The 13,627-nt window shown below is 63.7% G+C and carries 12 protein-coding genes; 7 read left to right on the forward strand and 5 right to left on the reverse strand.

What is annotated here, in order from left to right; genetic code table 11:
• Window positions 1–47 precede the first annotated feature (47 nt).
• The gene (locus VNW74_RS29840) at window positions 48–941 is read right to left on the reverse strand and encodes an alpha/beta fold hydrolase (protein ID WP_325683636.1); all 894 of its coding nucleotides are present in this window, start codon (window positions 939–941) and stop codon (window positions 48–50) included.
• A 90-nt stretch (window positions 942–1,031) separates the two neighbouring features.
• Here VNW74_RS29840 and VNW74_RS29845 point away from each other — a divergent pair, with 90 nt between their 5' ends.
• The 5 genes from VNW74_RS29845 (at window position 1,032) to VNW74_RS29865 (ending at window position 7,705) form a co-directional block, all read left to right on the forward strand.
• Window positions 1,032–1,976 (forward strand): SDR family NAD(P)-dependent oxidoreductase, encoded by a 945-nt coding sequence (locus VNW74_RS29845; protein WP_325683638.1) that lies wholly within the window; start codon window positions 1,032–1,034, stop codon window positions 1,974–1,976.
• Window positions 1,977–2,126: 150 nt separating this feature from the next.
• Window positions 2,127–3,416 carry an amidohydrolase family protein gene (locus tag VNW74_RS29850; protein WP_325683640.1) on the forward strand — a complete coding sequence of 430 codons (1,290 nt, stop codon included), beginning with the start codon at window positions 2,127–2,129 and terminating at the stop codon, window positions 3,414–3,416.
• A gap of 16 nt (window positions 3,417–3,432) precedes the next feature.
• Window positions 3,433–4,872 (forward strand): aldehyde dehydrogenase, encoded by a 1,440-nt coding sequence (locus VNW74_RS29855; protein WP_325683642.1) that lies wholly within the window; start codon window positions 3,433–3,435, stop codon window positions 4,870–4,872.
• A gap of 33 nt (window positions 4,873–4,905) precedes the next feature.
• The gene (locus VNW74_RS29860; protein WP_325683644.1) at window positions 4,906–5,994 is read left to right on the forward strand and encodes an alcohol dehydrogenase catalytic domain-containing protein; all 1,089 of its coding nucleotides are present in this window, start codon (window positions 4,906–4,908) and stop codon (window positions 5,992–5,994) included.
• 130 nt (window positions 5,995–6,124) lie between these two features.
• On the forward strand, window positions 6,125–7,705 hold the full coding sequence (locus VNW74_RS29865) for an AMP-binding protein (protein WP_325683646.1): 1,581 nt from the start codon (window positions 6,125–6,127) through the stop codon (window positions 7,703–7,705).
• A gap of 2 nt (window positions 7,706–7,707) precedes the next feature.
• On the opposite strand, the gene VNW74_RS29870 is transcribed toward VNW74_RS29865, so the two are convergent.
• Entirely contained in the window at window positions 7,708–8,358 is a 651-nt protein-coding gene (locus tag VNW74_RS29870; protein WP_325683648.1) for a GntR family transcriptional regulator, read from the reverse strand.
• Window positions 8,359–8,654: 296 nt separating this feature from the next.
• Here VNW74_RS29870 and VNW74_RS29875 point away from each other — a divergent pair, with 296 nt between their 5' ends.
• The gene (locus VNW74_RS29875) at window positions 8,655–9,491 is read left to right on the forward strand and encodes a mycofactocin-coupled SDR family oxidoreductase (RefSeq protein ID WP_325683650.1); all 837 of its coding nucleotides are present in this window, start codon (window positions 8,655–8,657) and stop codon (window positions 9,489–9,491) included.
• 138 nt (window positions 9,492–9,629) lie between these two features.
• Here the strand turns inward: VNW74_RS29875 and VNW74_RS29880 are convergent, their stop codons facing one another.
• Window positions 9,630–10,370 (reverse strand): glucose 1-dehydrogenase, encoded by a 741-nt coding sequence (locus VNW74_RS29880; protein ID WP_325683652.1) that lies wholly within the window; start codon window positions 10,368–10,370, stop codon window positions 9,630–9,632.
• A gap of 6 nt (window positions 10,371–10,376) precedes the next feature.
• Window positions 10,377–11,201 carry a MarR family transcriptional regulator gene (locus tag VNW74_RS29885; protein ID WP_325683664.1) on the reverse strand — a complete coding sequence of 275 codons (825 nt, stop codon included), beginning with the start codon at window positions 11,199–11,201 and terminating at the stop codon, window positions 10,377–10,379.
• Between the two features lie 126 nt (window positions 11,202–11,327).
• Between VNW74_RS29885 and VNW74_RS29890 the strand changes: the two genes are divergently transcribed.
• Window positions 11,328–12,461 carry a dihydrodipicolinate reductase gene (locus VNW74_RS29890; RefSeq protein WP_325683654.1) on the forward strand — a complete coding sequence of 378 codons (1,134 nt, stop codon included), beginning with the start codon at window positions 11,328–11,330 and terminating at the stop codon, window positions 12,459–12,461.
• Between the two features lie 174 nt (window positions 12,462–12,635).
• Here the strand turns inward: VNW74_RS29890 and VNW74_RS29895 are convergent, their stop codons facing one another.
• The gene (locus VNW74_RS29895) at window positions 12,636–13,475 is read right to left on the reverse strand and encodes an SDR family oxidoreductase (protein WP_325683656.1); all 840 of its coding nucleotides are present in this window, start codon (window positions 13,473–13,475) and stop codon (window positions 12,636–12,638) included.
• Window positions 13,476–13,627 lie beyond the last annotated feature (152 nt).

Here is a 13,627-nt window from a genome sequence, read left to right on the forward strand (position 1 = left end):
TCCGCCAGCGGCGCCCATACCGCCCAGACCGATGAATCCGGTCGTCATCATCGAGCCGACGCGAGGAACTTTCGCAGATAACCGTTGACAACCTCGGGTTGTTCGAACTGCGGCCAGTGCGCGGCGTTCTGAACCAGATGAAACTCAACGTCGGGAATGAGGTCGATGGCGGGTTTGATCACCGATAGCGGCTTGCCGGGGTTGTGGTCTGTCCACAACACCTGGGTCGGCATCGAAAGGTCAGCAAGCAGCCGTCGGTCGAGGTAGTCGACGCCGTGGTAGGGGCCTCGATTCATCGCCAGTACCGCGCCCATGATCCGGACGACGCTGTCGATCATGCCCGGCTGAGAGTAGATGCGATGGCGAAGATGCACCATTTCCTCGGTCATCGATGCCGGGTCAAGCACCAGCCACTCCAACCGGCGCCGGACGGCCCGCAGACTGAGGTCGGACCGAAGCAGCTCCGTACGCTTTTCGAGGTCGGCGAGCTGAACCAGGCCTTTCTCGTCCGGCCGGTCCAGGATCCCGGTGTTGAGCATCAACCGCTCCACTCGCGACGGACTGCGCAAGGCCATCCAGGCGGCAACGCAGCCGCCGAGGGATTCCCCTGAGAGGTTGACCGAGGCGATATTCAGGGTGTCGAGGAGGCCGAAGAGGTGATCGGCGAAGTCGTCCAGCGAATAGTCGACATCGGGACGGTCGGTGAAACCGTGGCCAAGCATGTCGGGGACCAGCACGCGGTAGTCCTGCGCAAGATCGGCGATGTTGCGCTGGTAGGTCTCGGCGTGACCGCCGGTCCCGTGCAGCAGCAGCACTACGGGTCCCTCGCCCGCCTCCAACACTCGGGTGCGTACCCCGTTGACGACATAGCAGTTCTCCTTCAGTCCGGCGCCGATCCAGTCGATCCAGGCACTGCCGGCGGTCGCGACGTCAGAACTCATTGGGTGCTCCTGGGGTGCTAGTCGTGTCGGAGAGCGCGCTCGTCTGACAGTTCCGATATCTTATTTGATATCGAATGATATTATCATCCTATGTCGCGACTCGGTTTTGAAGGTCGTGTGGCGGTAGTGACGGGCGCGGGTCGCGGCATTGGCCGGTCCCACGCCCTGTTGCTTGCCGCGCGGGGAGCCACCGTCGTGGTGAACGACATCGGTGTCGACGTCCGCGGCGAGGACGCCTCGGAGGATCCCGCTCGCGAAGTGGTTGGCGAGATCTCCCGTGCGGGTGGGCGCGCCGTCATCAGTACCGACTCGGTAGCGACTCAGGACGGATGTCGCGACCTCATCGACCTGACACTCGAAAAGTGCGGCCGCATCGACGTGCTCGTGCACAACGCTGGCCGCAATCTCGGCGCCTTTGACGACATCATGAAGGTCCACGTCGGTGCCGCGCAGTGGCTGACCGACGGCGTCTGGGACAGCATGGTCGATCAGGGCACGGGCAGAATCGTGCTCACGACCTCGGCTGCCGGACTCTACGGCGACGGCAGCGGACCCGGCCCCAACCCCAAGCAGCCCTACGCGACGGCCAAGGCAGCCCTGATCGGACTGACCAAAGCGTTGGCCGTGCGAGGTGCACTGGTGAATATCAAGGCCAACGCGATATCTCCGACGGCGAGCACGCGGTTAGTGCCGTTGAACCGCTCGATTGCCAACAGCCGCCCGGGCGCCCCGCCTGCCTCCGCCACTGTCGACTGGGTCGCAGCGAATGCTCCGGCCCGGCTGGTCGCCGCGGGCGCGCTCTGGCTGATGCACGAGTCGTGTCCGGTGTCGGGAAGGTTGTTCGCCGTGGGCGCCGGCCGGGTCGGTGAGATCTTCATCGGGGTTACCAGAGGCTACGTCGCCGGCGGTGAGCTCGACCCCGATGCGGTGCTGGCTCACCTTGACGACATCTGCGATCTTGCCGACTACTACGTGCCGGTCGACATGGGTGACTACGCGAAATGGATGCGCTCGATCATCCCTGGGGGAAGCTAGCCGCTCTGCCTTTGGCAGCGCTCGGCTTCAGACTGGTGCGATATTATATTAACCGATATAATATCGAATGAAACACTCAGAGACCGAGGGCATAACTACGCCGGCTGTCCGCCGCGGCGGCCCGGAACACAAGGATGGATGGACAGCGCTATGACTGCGAGCTACAGGGATGCCGACGGACAGTACCGCCTGGACTGGATGATCTCGGTCGATGATCACGTCTTGGAGCCGCCCCATGTCTGGCATGACCGGTTACCGGCGAAGTATCGGGACGCAGGACCCAAGGTCATGTACGAGAACGGCGACGAGTTCTGGCAGTACGAAGGTAAGAAGTTTCCGATGTCGGGCCTGTCAGCGGTAGCCGGAAAGAAATCGGATGAGATCTCGCCGCATGCACTGTCTTTCGCGGATATGCGCCCCGGCTGCTACGAGCCCAATGCCCGCCTTGAAGACATGGACGAGGCCGGGGTGATCGCCTCGCTCAACTTCCCGAGCTTCCCCCGCTTCGCAGGACAGACGTTCATGGAGGGCAACGACATCGATTTGGGGCTGCTCTGCCTGAAGGCCTGGAACGACTGGATGCTCGACGAGTGGTGCGGCACCGCCCCGGGGAGGTTCATTCCGGGCACGTTGGTCCCGTTTTGGGATGTCGAGGAGTCGGTCAAAGAAGTTCTGCGCTGCGCCGACAAGGGCGCCAAGGGAATCATTTTCAGTGAGAACCCGGCGAAGTTGAAATACAAAGGCAAACACCTGCCCTCGATTCATGCCCTCGACGGTCATTGGGACCCACTCTGGTCCGTGCTGCAAGAAACCGGATTGCCGCTGTGCATGCACTACGGGTCTTCCTCGACCATGGCCCAGACCGCCGATGACGCACCGTATCTGGTGTCCCTGGCGGCCAACAGCTTCATCCTGCCGATCTCGACCACCCTGGATTGGATCTTCAGCGGCAACCTCGGCCGGTTCCCCGGTCTGAAGATCTGCATGTCGGAGTCACAGATCGGCTGGGTCGCTCCCACCCTCGAGCGCGCGGAGTACGTGCTGCGGGTCCAGGGTGACTGGAACCGCCGGCTGACATACTCGGGCAGCATGAGCGACGCGACCGCGTCGCGCGAGCTGAAAGAGCGTGAGGTTGAGCTGTTCATGGACGAGCGTTCACCGACCCAGATCTTCAAGGACCAGATCTTCGCCTGTTTCTTCAGCGACTACGTGGGCATGAAGGCCATCCAAGACATCGATGCCATCGAGAACGTGATGATCGAGATGGATTACCCGCACACCGATTCGACCTGGCCGAACTCATTATCGTCAGCGCTCGAGCAGGTGGCCGGACTGACCAACGAAGAGCAGTGGAAAGTCCTGTGTGGCAACGCGATGCACGTTCACAGCTTCGAGCCGGCATTTCCGGTCCCCGCGATGGCACCTTCAGTTGGGGCATGACGCCGAGGTCTGACACATGATCGAGCGGGACAAGTTTTACATCGGCGGTGAATGGGTCGACCCGGTCAGCGACAACGTCATCGAAGTGATCTCGCCGCATTCGGAGAAGGTCGTTGGGCTCGTACCCGATGCCGGCCCGGCCGACCTGGACGGCGCCATCGCCGCCGCGCGCACCGCGATGGCCGGTGACTGGGGGCACAGTACCCCTCACGAACGGGCAGCCGTGCTTGCCCACCTGGCCACGGAGTATGCCAAGCGCGCCGAAGACGTCGCGACCGCACAAGTGCTCGAGATGGGCTGTCCCATTTCGCAGGTGCGTGAGGTGATGGTGGATCCCTCGATCGCTGCTTTGGAGTACTACTCAGAGGTCGCCTCCACCTACGAGCAGGAAGAACGACGCGATGCCCGCGGCGGCATTGTCAGCGTTGTGCGGCGAAAGCCCATCGGTGTGGTCGGTGCCATCGTCCCTTGGAACGGGCCCAACTACCTGAGCATGTTGAAGATCGGCCCGGCGATGGTGGCGGGCTGTGCCACGGTTCTCAAACCCGCACCTGAGGCCCCACTGGATCTCTACGTCCTCGCCGAGGCCGCCATCGCGGCCGGCGTCCCGCCGGGCGTGCTCAACATCGTCGCCGGTGGCCGCGAAACCGGTGAATACCTCGTCATGCACGACGATGTCGACAAGATATCGTTCACCGGCTCTGGGGCGGCGGGTCGGCGCGTCGCGCAACTATCCGGCGGCCGGCTTCGGCCGGCGACGCTGGAGCTCGGGGGAAAGTCGGCCGCCATCGTCCTGGAGGACGCCGACCTCGACAAGACTCTGGCCGGACTGGCGGTGAACTGTTTCATCAACAGCGGTCAGGTCTGCTCGCTGGATTCACGAGTACTCGTTCATCGCAGCAGGGTTGTCGAGTTCACCGAGGCCTTCGTCGCGATGGCAAGCAGTTTGAAGGTCGGCGATCCGTTCGATCCAGAGACGAGGATCGGGCCGCTGGTCGCCGAACGACAGCGCGATCGTGTCGAGGGCTACATTCAGGCCGGCCTCGATGCCGGCGCCCGGCTGCTCACGGGTGGCGGCCGGCCGCCGGACCAGCCGACCGGGTGGTACATCCAGCCGACGGTATTCGACCAGGTTCATCCGGACATGAAGATCGTGCGGGAGGAAATCTTCGGGCCGGTTATCTCGATCCTTCCCTACGACACCGACGACGAAGCCATTGCTCTCAGCAACGACACCGACTACGGGCTGGCCGGGTCCATCTGGACAGACGACGTCGAGCGGGCATTGCGGATCTCGGCTCGCGTCAATACCGGAACGATGGCGATCAATGGATTCGGCTGTCAGATATGCGCACCGTTCGGCGGTGTCAAATCCAGCGGACTCGGGCGCGAAATGGGCCCGGAGAGCGTGCAAGCCTACGTCGAACTCCAATCCGTGTTGTTGCCGCGCACCTAGCGGTCGGCCGCAACGGTTAGAGAGGGTCCCCACATGCGTGCTGCAGTCCTGCGCGAAGTCGGCTCGATCAGCCTCGAGGATCTCGATCTGCCGCAACCCGGGCAGGGTGAAGTCCGGGTCAAGGTGCGCGCAGTCGGGGTATGTCGCTCGGATCTGTCGGTCTATCGCGGCATGGTGCCCGCGCCGTTGCCGATCGTGTTGGGGCACGAGGGTGCCGGTGTCATTGACGCCGTCGGCGACGGCGTGCACGACCTGGCAGTCGGTGATCACGTCGTCATGACGATCACACCGGGCTGCGGGACCTGTCCGCAGTGCCAGCTCGGCGCTTTCGCGCTGTGCGAACGTGGCTCGCCACACATGCTTGACGGCAAGTTGGCGCGTGGGCAGCAGCGCCTGCACAAGGGTGCGGAAATCATCAACCACTTCATCCTGCAGTCATCGTTCGCCGAGTACGCGGTCGTCGATCGGTGGGCTGCCGTCAAAATCCCTGACGATGTTCCCTTCGATATCGCATGTCTGACAGCGTGCGGCGTGACCACCGGCTTTGGCGCCGTGGTCAACCGGGCCGCCGCCGCCGTCGGCGAGAGCGTGCTCGTCATCGGCGCGGGCGGGGTGGGACTTGCTGCCGTTCTGGGTTCTGTGACGTGCGGTGCTGGCCGGATCATCGTCGCGGACAAGAGCGCCGCGGCGCTCGAGCTGGCGCGGGACCTGGGCGCCACCGACGTGGTGGTGGTCGATGACACCACCGACTTGGTGGCACAGACCCAAGCCCGGACCGGCCGGGGGGTCGACGTCGCCATCGACGCCGTTGGTACGGCCGGCACCGTGGCGGATGCGTTCAATTCGCTGCGCAAAGGTGGCCGTGCGGTGGTCATCGGCGTGGCCGACGCGTCGGCGATGGTGTCGATCCCGCTCTACAGTCTGATCGACGAGCGCGTGCTCACCGGCAGCACCAACGGCAGCATCCGTCCGCACGTCGACATTCCGCGCATTCTCGACTTGTACCGCTCGGGCCGACTGGCCCTCGACAAGCTGGTCACCCGGCGCTACCGTCTCGATGACCTTGAGCGCGCCTTCACCGAACTGGGTGTCCAGCCGGGGCGTGCCGTGATCACGTTCTGACGCGATAAACAACTCGTCGGGGGGCATTTGACTTTCGACAACCCGCGATGGAACGTGTCGGTTGGTGGTTCCCTCGCCTAGCCACCCGTGCGGCGCCTTTAGATCATGAGACCGACCCGAAGGTGGGCAGTTGCCTAGTAACGCAATCGATCTGAACCTCACCGCCAACATCATTGCGCACCGCGCCGAGCACAGTCCCGACCACACTCTGCTGCAGCACGTGGGCCGCGAATCGATGACGTACGGCGAGTTCAACGACGCCGTCCTACGGTGGGCTAGCCTCTTCGAGTCGCTTGGCCTCCGACGAGGCGACACGGTGGCCTCGATGGCCAAGGCACCCGCCGCTTTTGCGCCATGGCTGGGCGCAGGCTGGTTGCGCGCAATCCACGTCCCGCTCAATCCCGAACTCAGGGGCCAACTCCTCGTCGCAGCAATGCAGATGATCAGGGCCAAGATCATCGTCATTGAAGCCGATAACGTGGATCACCTCGCGCGCGTCGCGGGACGTCTGACCGACCTCGTGCACGTGGTCATACTGCCCGGAACCGAACAGAGCAGCGAGCTTCCGGTTAACGTGCACCGGGCCAGCGAACTCCTGGCCGCTGCAGCGCCGAGACCATGGGCGCCGGTAACCGGTGACGATATCGAGTGCGGCATCTTCACCTCGGGGACGAGTGGGGCGTCGAAATGCGTGTTACGCAACTGGGCCATCGATGAACGATCAGGAAAGTGGCTCTTTCCGAACGACATCGGACATCGCAATCCCACCGGGGCCTACTACAGTCCGTGGCCACCGTTCCACGGTTTGGGTTTGACCGCGCTGGCGGTAAGTGTCCAACGCGACATGCGCCTTGTCGTCCGGCAGAAGTTCAGCGTCGAGCGCTTCTGGAGCGATATCCGCGACTACGGCTGCACGCATTCACTGCTGCTGGTGGTCGCTCCGCTCATCGCCCAGCGAATACCGGTGCCGGAGGACAGCGACAACCCGCTTCTGTACTTGACCATCGTGCCGCTGGTCCGTGAGTATCGTGAACTCGAACGACGCTTCGGCGTCCGCATCAACACCATGTACGGCCAGTCCGAAACCGGACCCGTCCTGTCGACCGACGACCCTGTCGACTACACGACTGCGGGCAGGCCGATACCCGACCTCGAGGTCATGCTGGTGGATTCGGACGGCGCGCCCTGCGCAGTGGGCGCCCCCGGTGAGCTGATCGTCAAACCGAACCGGCCGCAGTTGATGTCCGATGTCTACCTTGGCATGCCGGAGGCCATGAACGAGAAATGGCGCAGCGGCTGGTTTCATACCGGTGATGTGTTCCGGGCCGATGCGGCGGGCAACTACTCGTTCGTCGACCGCCTCAAGGACTCCATTCGTCACCGCGGCCACAACCTGTCGTCCTTCGAATTGGAACGCGAGATCCTGACCCACCCCGCGGTCGCTGAGTGCGCGTGCGTCGGGGTGCCGTCGGATCTGGCCGAACACGAAATATTCGGCGACGAGGACATCAAAGCGGTCGTGGTGCGTCGGTCGCACATGTCACTGTCGGGCGAGGAGCTGACCGCATTCCTTGCCGACCGGGTGCCGTCCTACATGCTGCCGCGCTACATCGAATTCAGCTCCGCGCTGCCTAAGACGGCGACCAACAAAGTTCGCAAGGACCAATTGCGGGCAATGACCCGCGGCGGCGCGGTGTGGCGTCGATCGTGAGCTTAAGCGAACGGCTCCCGCAACGCGGACAGGGCGCGCTTCGGATTCGTCTCGCGGTCAACGACGAACAACTCGCCTGATTTGCGGGCATAGGTGTGTGAGATCGTTCGGGCCTTTTCGGCGTCGCCCGTTTTGAATGCCCTGATGAGATCGCGCTGCCAGCGCTCCGCCAACTCAACCGAACCCGGCAGTGCGAGCAGATCAGGGAAGAACCGCATCGTGGAACGGACTAGCTGAAGCAGCCGAGGCGAACCGGCCGAGAGGTTGATTGTCCGATGGAACTGCCAATTGGCCCGGAATCGTGCGTCGGCGTCGTCGATGCTGGCCTTGTGGGCCGCGTGTAGGTCGGACAACGGTTTGACGAGGTCCGCACCGTGCGCGCGGCATGCCCGGTAGGCGAGTTCACCGGCGATCTGACCGAACGCCCAGTACGTGTCGCGGATGTCGTCAGTGCGGTTACTCGCGACGACGAATGACCGGTTCGCCGTTGTGACGACCAATCCCTCTGCGGTCAAGCGCAGCAATGCCTCTCGCACCGGCATCGTGCTGACTCCGAGCATCTTGGCCAGCTTGTCTTGGGTCAAGCGCTCGTTCTCGTCAAAAGCCCCGCTTAGAACCATCCGCCGAAGTTCAGCCGCGACCTGATCCGCCATCGAACGATGTCGCACACGCCGCGGATATACATGGGTCATACTCGCCTACGATATCCGATCCGATGCGTCGTTTGGGGCTGCCACTTGGTGACATGGACCCCGTGTTGTCGCGACGATGTCGAACTTTGGGGCTGCCACACAAATCTCCGTCCGGACAGTGTACGATATCATATCGAAGACTTGGCATTGGTGCGCCAGACAGCGACATTGGTTCGCCGTCGTGATGACTCTCCTTGACCTCAGGGTTTCGCACCAAACAGCCAACACGATTTGACGTCGGGCAGATAAGGATTGGTATGCCAGGGGAATTGGACGGCAAAGTCGCCTTTGTGACTGGCGCAGCTCGTGGCCAGGGGCGCGCGCATGCGCTTCGTCTGGCTCAAGCGGGCTGCGACATTGTGGCCGTCGACATCTGCGCGCAGATAGACGGCGTCGAGTATCCGATGAGCGTCCCGGCAGACCTTGCCGAGACAGCCAAGCTGGTCGAGGCTCTCGGTGGCCGGATCGTCACCGGCATTGCTGATGTGCGTGATGCGTCGGCGCTAAGAGCAGTGCACGAGGACGGGCTCGCCGAATTCGGCCGACTCGACTTCGTCATCGCGAACGCCGGTGTGATGCCGATTTTTGGCGCCGCGTCCAACACCGTCGCGATCTGGCAGTTGTGTCTCGACGTGCTGCTGACGGGCGTTTTGCACACACTCGAAACCACCTACCCCCAGTTGGTGGATCAAGGTGATGGTGGGTCCATCGTCATCACCGGGTCGATGGCCGCGTTGCAGCCGATGATGCGGACCGAGGGCAGACATACCTATGGGATGTTGGGTTACGCGGCCGCGAAGGCCGCGCTGTGCAACCTGTCCCGTAACTACGCGAGTTTTCTTGCTGTGCACCGGATCCGGGTCAATACCTTGCATCCCACTGGCGTGAACACACCCATGGTTACCAACGATATGGTGTCGAACTACTTCGCTCGGGCGCAACCCGAAGAGGTCAATATGAGCGCCCACGCAATCCCGGTTCAACTGCTCGAGCCCGAAGATGTCGCGAATGCCGTGCTGTGGCTGTGTTCTGATGAGTCGAGCTACTACACCGGAAATGACTTGCGCTTAGATGCCGGCGCCAGCTTGCGTTAATTCACCGACGGGCGGTACGGGCGGCTGGGATCCAGGGGTTGACTCCAGGGCAGCGGGGCAAACGTGAGCGCGACGCCCTAATCCGCGAGCGCGACCAAATACCAACGACGCCAACATGAAGGGTCGCACCGACCTCGCCTACGACGTCTTGTGCGGTAGCCCGATAGTCAACCCGCCGTCGACAACGAACTCGCCGCCGGTGGAGTACGAAGACTCGTCGGAGGCCAGGTAAACGACACAGGCGGAAACCTCGCCGGGGTCGGCGCCGCGGCCCAACGGGATCTGCAGGAAGTCTTCGGGCACGCCCTCCGTCATCGGGGTGCGGATCAGCCCGGGGTGGATCGAGTTGACCCGGATGTGGTGCGGTGCCAACTCCAACGCCGCGGCCTTGGCGAGGCCGCGCACCCCGAACTTCGATGCGACGTAGCCGTAGAGCCACGGGCTGCCGCGCAGGCCCTCGACGGAGGAAATGTTGATGATCGAACCGCCGCCGGCCGCGATCATCGGTTCGACGGCGGCCTGCATGCCCAGAAACGTCCCGGTCAGGTTGACGTCGATGATCTTCTGCCAGTCGGCCAGCGGGAAGTTTTGCAGGGTATTGCCGTTGACGATGCCGGCGTTGTTGATCAGTACGTTGAGCGTGCCGAACTCGCTCAGCGCCAGGTCGACGGCTGCCTTCCACTGATCGGGCTGCGTCACGTCGAGGTGGACGAATCGCGCCGCATCCCCCAATTCCTTTGCCACCGCTTCGCCTTCGTCGTCGAGGATATCTCCCGCGACGACCTTGGCCCCGCCGGCGACCAACGCCCGCGCATGCGAGGCGCCCATCCCGCGCGCGCCGCCACTGATCAGTGCAACTTTTCCGTCTACGCGTCCCATGCCGGGTCAGGCTACCCCAGGGTGCAGCAGCGTCTGGGCGCGCCTGAGGGCGGCGTCGAGATCGGGAAGGCTCAGGTCATCGCGGCCGCCCAAGTGGATCTCGATCTGGTATTCCGGCTGTCCACCGCGGCCGAAGATCGGTAATACGACGAATTCCGTTGACGTTAGCTTGGTTTCGAGAACGTGCGTGACCGATTGCAGGGTCACCATCGTCATCAGAGTGCTGAGCTCTCGAGTCACCTGCGCGGTCGGCTCCAACGATGCCAGCACCGCGGTGAGTCGGTCGTGCAGAGAGGTGTGCGCGGCGTCGAACCGCCAGGCCCCGTAGCCGCGGTCGCGTATCTCGGCGAGCACCCGCCGATGCCCGGTGATCTCGGCACCGGTGAGCCGCGGCGTGACCCGCCGCAGCCAGGCGTCGACCGCTTCGTCGTCGCGCCAGGCCATCGCGACCAAGCCGAACGGAGGTCCGATGGGGAAGCGCTGGCCGACGGCGTGGCCACCGTCGGTGCCGTGGCCGACCGCGTCGACGGTGATCAGGTGTGCCCGGCCGATCTTGGACATGGAGCAGCCCGCGCCCAGCGTGGTGTGCAGGAAAGTGAGTGCATCACGGCCACGGTCCAGCAGCGGGAATTGCGCTCGCAGCCCATGCACCAGCCCGAACAATCCGGTGCCCAAGGTGTAACGGCGATCGTCGTGCCGGGTCACCCAGGTGCGCCGCTCGAGTTCGGCCAGCACCAGGGCACAGGTCGAGGTGCTGATATCGCAGATTTTGGCCAGTTCGGCCGATGTCCGACCGTCCGGTGAATCCGACAGTGCCCCAAGCACATCCATTACGCGGCCGGTGGGTGGCGACTTAGCCGGTCCGGCCCCGGGGGCTGGCACGGTTGACGAACCCATTGCTGCGTTCCTACCATCCGTCCGAAATCTAATAAATCTATTCCTAATATTAGGAGCACGATGTACAAGGTCGGCGTGTGGGGTCCGGGTTCGATGGGGGTGATCGCCCTGCGCGGGGTGATCGACCACCCACAGCTGCAACTGGTCGACCTCGTCGTGCATAGCGACGCCAAGGCCGGTCGCGACGCGGGCGAGTTGTGCGGTATCGCCCCGGTGGGCGTCACAGCGACCAAGGACCCCGCGGCAACGCTGGCCGGTGACGCCGATGTGGTGGTCTATGCCGCGGCGGCCAACCTACGGCCGGCGGATGCGATCGCCGACATGGTGTCAATCCTGCGGGCCGGTAAGAACGTGGTGTCGTGCTCGGTGGTGCCGCTGGTCTTCCCGGACGCCGTCGACGCGGCCTTCACCGAACCGCTGCGCGAGGCCGCAGTCGCCGGTGGGGTGTCGTTCTTCACCACCGGGATCGACTCTGGATTCGCCAACGATGTTCTGCCGCTGGTGCTTACCGGGGTCTCGCGAGTTATCGAGTCCGTCCGGATGACCGAGATGTTCAACTACGCTACCTATCCGGACAAGGATGCGGTCTACGAGATCCTCGGATTCGGCAAGCCGCCGGAGGAGACTCCGTTCGCGGCCACACCCGGGGTGTTCACCTTCGGCTGGGGCCCCGTGCTGCACCAGCTCGCCGCCGGCCTGGGGGTGAAGATCGACACCATCGACGAGAACGTCGAACGGGTCGCTGCCGAGGAATCCTTCGACACCCCGACCGGCCACATCGCCGCGGGTACGATCGCCGCGATGCGGTCCACCCTGACCGGATACGTAGATGGCGCACCAACATTCGTCGTCGACCACGTCACTCGCATGCGAGACGACATCGCTCCGAAGTGGCCGCAGCCGCATATTTCCATCGAGCCGAAGGATCTCGGATTCGGGTTGGCGTCCGGCCGCGGCGTCTACCGCGTCGAGATCGAGGGTTCGCCGAGCATGCGGTGCGAGTTCGAGATGGCCGACGACCACGACCATGACCTCGGTGCGCGGATGGCGGGCGCATCCCGGATGGTCAACGCCATCCCGGCGGTGTGCGAAGCGCGGCCTGGTCTGCTCTCAGCGTTGGATCTGCCGCTGGTCACCGGCGCGGGCCTGGTCCGATCGGTGCCGGGGCCGTCACCGGACAGCCGGCTTTTCTAGAGATGCGGGGGAGGGTCCTCAGCTGACATCGCCACCAAACAATTACCTCCGAACTTGGCGAAACGTGGCTAGTCGAGACGTGTTGCTGCATGCCCGGCGGCAGGATTACCCACCCGGACCGCCCCACGAGACATTGGAACCGGTGCGCCTGACCACAAAGACACGCAGCGCGGATCAGGAGGCAGCGGACTCCATTTCGCGTAGGCGCTTGAGCGATACCTTTGCCAATCGCATCGACAACGCTGGCGACAGCCGCTCCAGATACCACCATGCCTTCCACCATGCCGGCACCACAATGATCGCGTCTCCACGCAACACGGCATGAAGGGCGCGCTCGGCGAACTTTTCGGGTGCCATTGGCCGCAACCGCTCCCCAAATTTGACGAGTTCCTCGTCGCTGACGCCGTTGAACCGCCCGTACTTGCCGCCTGTCATCAGCGGGGTCCGGATCACGCCCGGACAAAACACCGACACCTGCACGCCGTGGCGCTCGGCTTCCACCCGCAGCGCCTTCGAGATTCCGACGACGGCGTGTTTGGTGGCGGTGTAGCTCCCCAGACCCGGAGTGGCGACGAGACCGGCCATCGAGGCTGTGTTCACAATGTGGCCGGAGTGCTGCCCGATCATGATCGGATAGACCGCCTGGATACCGTGGACCACACCGCGCAGGTTCACGTCGAAGACATCGTTCCAGTCATCGAGCGTGTAGGAGTTGACTTCACCGCTAACCCCGATGCCCGCGTTGTTGAACAGATAGTCGATCCGCCCGGATTGCTGCACCACCTCGGCGACGGCGCGCTCAAACGATGGGTAGTTGCGCACATCGAGCTCGATCGCACGCACCTTTGCGCCACCACTGTTGAGGCGTTGCGCCAGCTCCTGCGCCGCGCCGATCTGACGATCGGCGATCCAGACCTCAGCGCCGTCGTCGACTAATGTGGTGGACAACGCGGCGCCGATGCCGGACGCCCCGCCCGTAACGAATGCGACCTTGCCCGAGACGCTCGACGCCATTGCGGAAGGATAATCCCTCGCCTTCGCAAGCAGAAGAGATGCTGTCCGCGAGGTCGTCGACGACGGTCTAGGCAGTCACAGTGCGAGTCCTTATCTGACGGATATGTGCCAGGGCCACCGCTGGCATGGGTGAGCTAATGATGCTCCGCGAG

The sequence above is a fragment of the Mycobacterium sp. genome, assembly GCF_035570115.1.
Taxonomy (GTDB): domain Bacteria; phylum Actinomycetota; class Actinomycetes; order Mycobacteriales; family Mycobacteriaceae; genus Mycobacterium.

Coding starts and splice junctions, on each gene's coding strand:
- VNW74_RS29855 (WP_325683642.1), top strand. CDS start 3,433: ATGATCGAGCGGGACAAGTTTTACATCGGCGGTGAATGGGTCGACCCG.
- VNW74_RS29860 (WP_325683644.1), top strand. CDS start 4,906: ATGCGTGCTGCAGTCCTGCGCGAAGTCGGCTCGATCAGCCTCGAGGAT.
- VNW74_RS29840 (WP_325683636.1), bottom strand. CDS start 941: ATGAGTTCTGACGTCGCGACCGCCGGCAGTGCCTGGATCGACTGGATC.
- VNW74_RS29895 (WP_325683656.1), bottom strand. CDS start 13,475: ATGGCGTCGAGCGTCTCGGGCAAGGTCGCATTCGTTACGGGCGGGGCG.
- VNW74_RS29890 (WP_325683654.1), top strand. CDS start 11,328: ATGTACAAGGTCGGCGTGTGGGGTCCGGGTTCGATGGGGGTGATCGCC.
- VNW74_RS29880 (WP_325683652.1), bottom strand. CDS start 10,370: ATGGGACGCGTAGACGGAAAAGTTGCACTGATCAGTGGCGGCGCGCGC.
- VNW74_RS29885 (WP_325683664.1), bottom strand. CDS start 11,201: ATGGATGTGCTTGGGGCACTGTCGGATTCACCGGACGGTCGGACATCG.
- VNW74_RS29850 (WP_325683640.1), top strand. CDS start 2,127: ATGACTGCGAGCTACAGGGATGCCGACGGACAGTACCGCCTGGACTGG.
- VNW74_RS29875 (WP_325683650.1), top strand. CDS start 8,655: ATGCCAGGGGAATTGGACGGCAAAGTCGCCTTTGTGACTGGCGCAGCT.
- VNW74_RS29845 (WP_325683638.1), top strand. CDS start 1,032: ATGTCGCGACTCGGTTTTGAAGGTCGTGTGGCGGTAGTGACGGGCGCG.
- VNW74_RS29870 (WP_325683648.1), bottom strand. CDS start 8,358: ATGGCGGATCAGGTCGCGGCTGAACTTCGGCGGATGGTTCTAAGCGGG.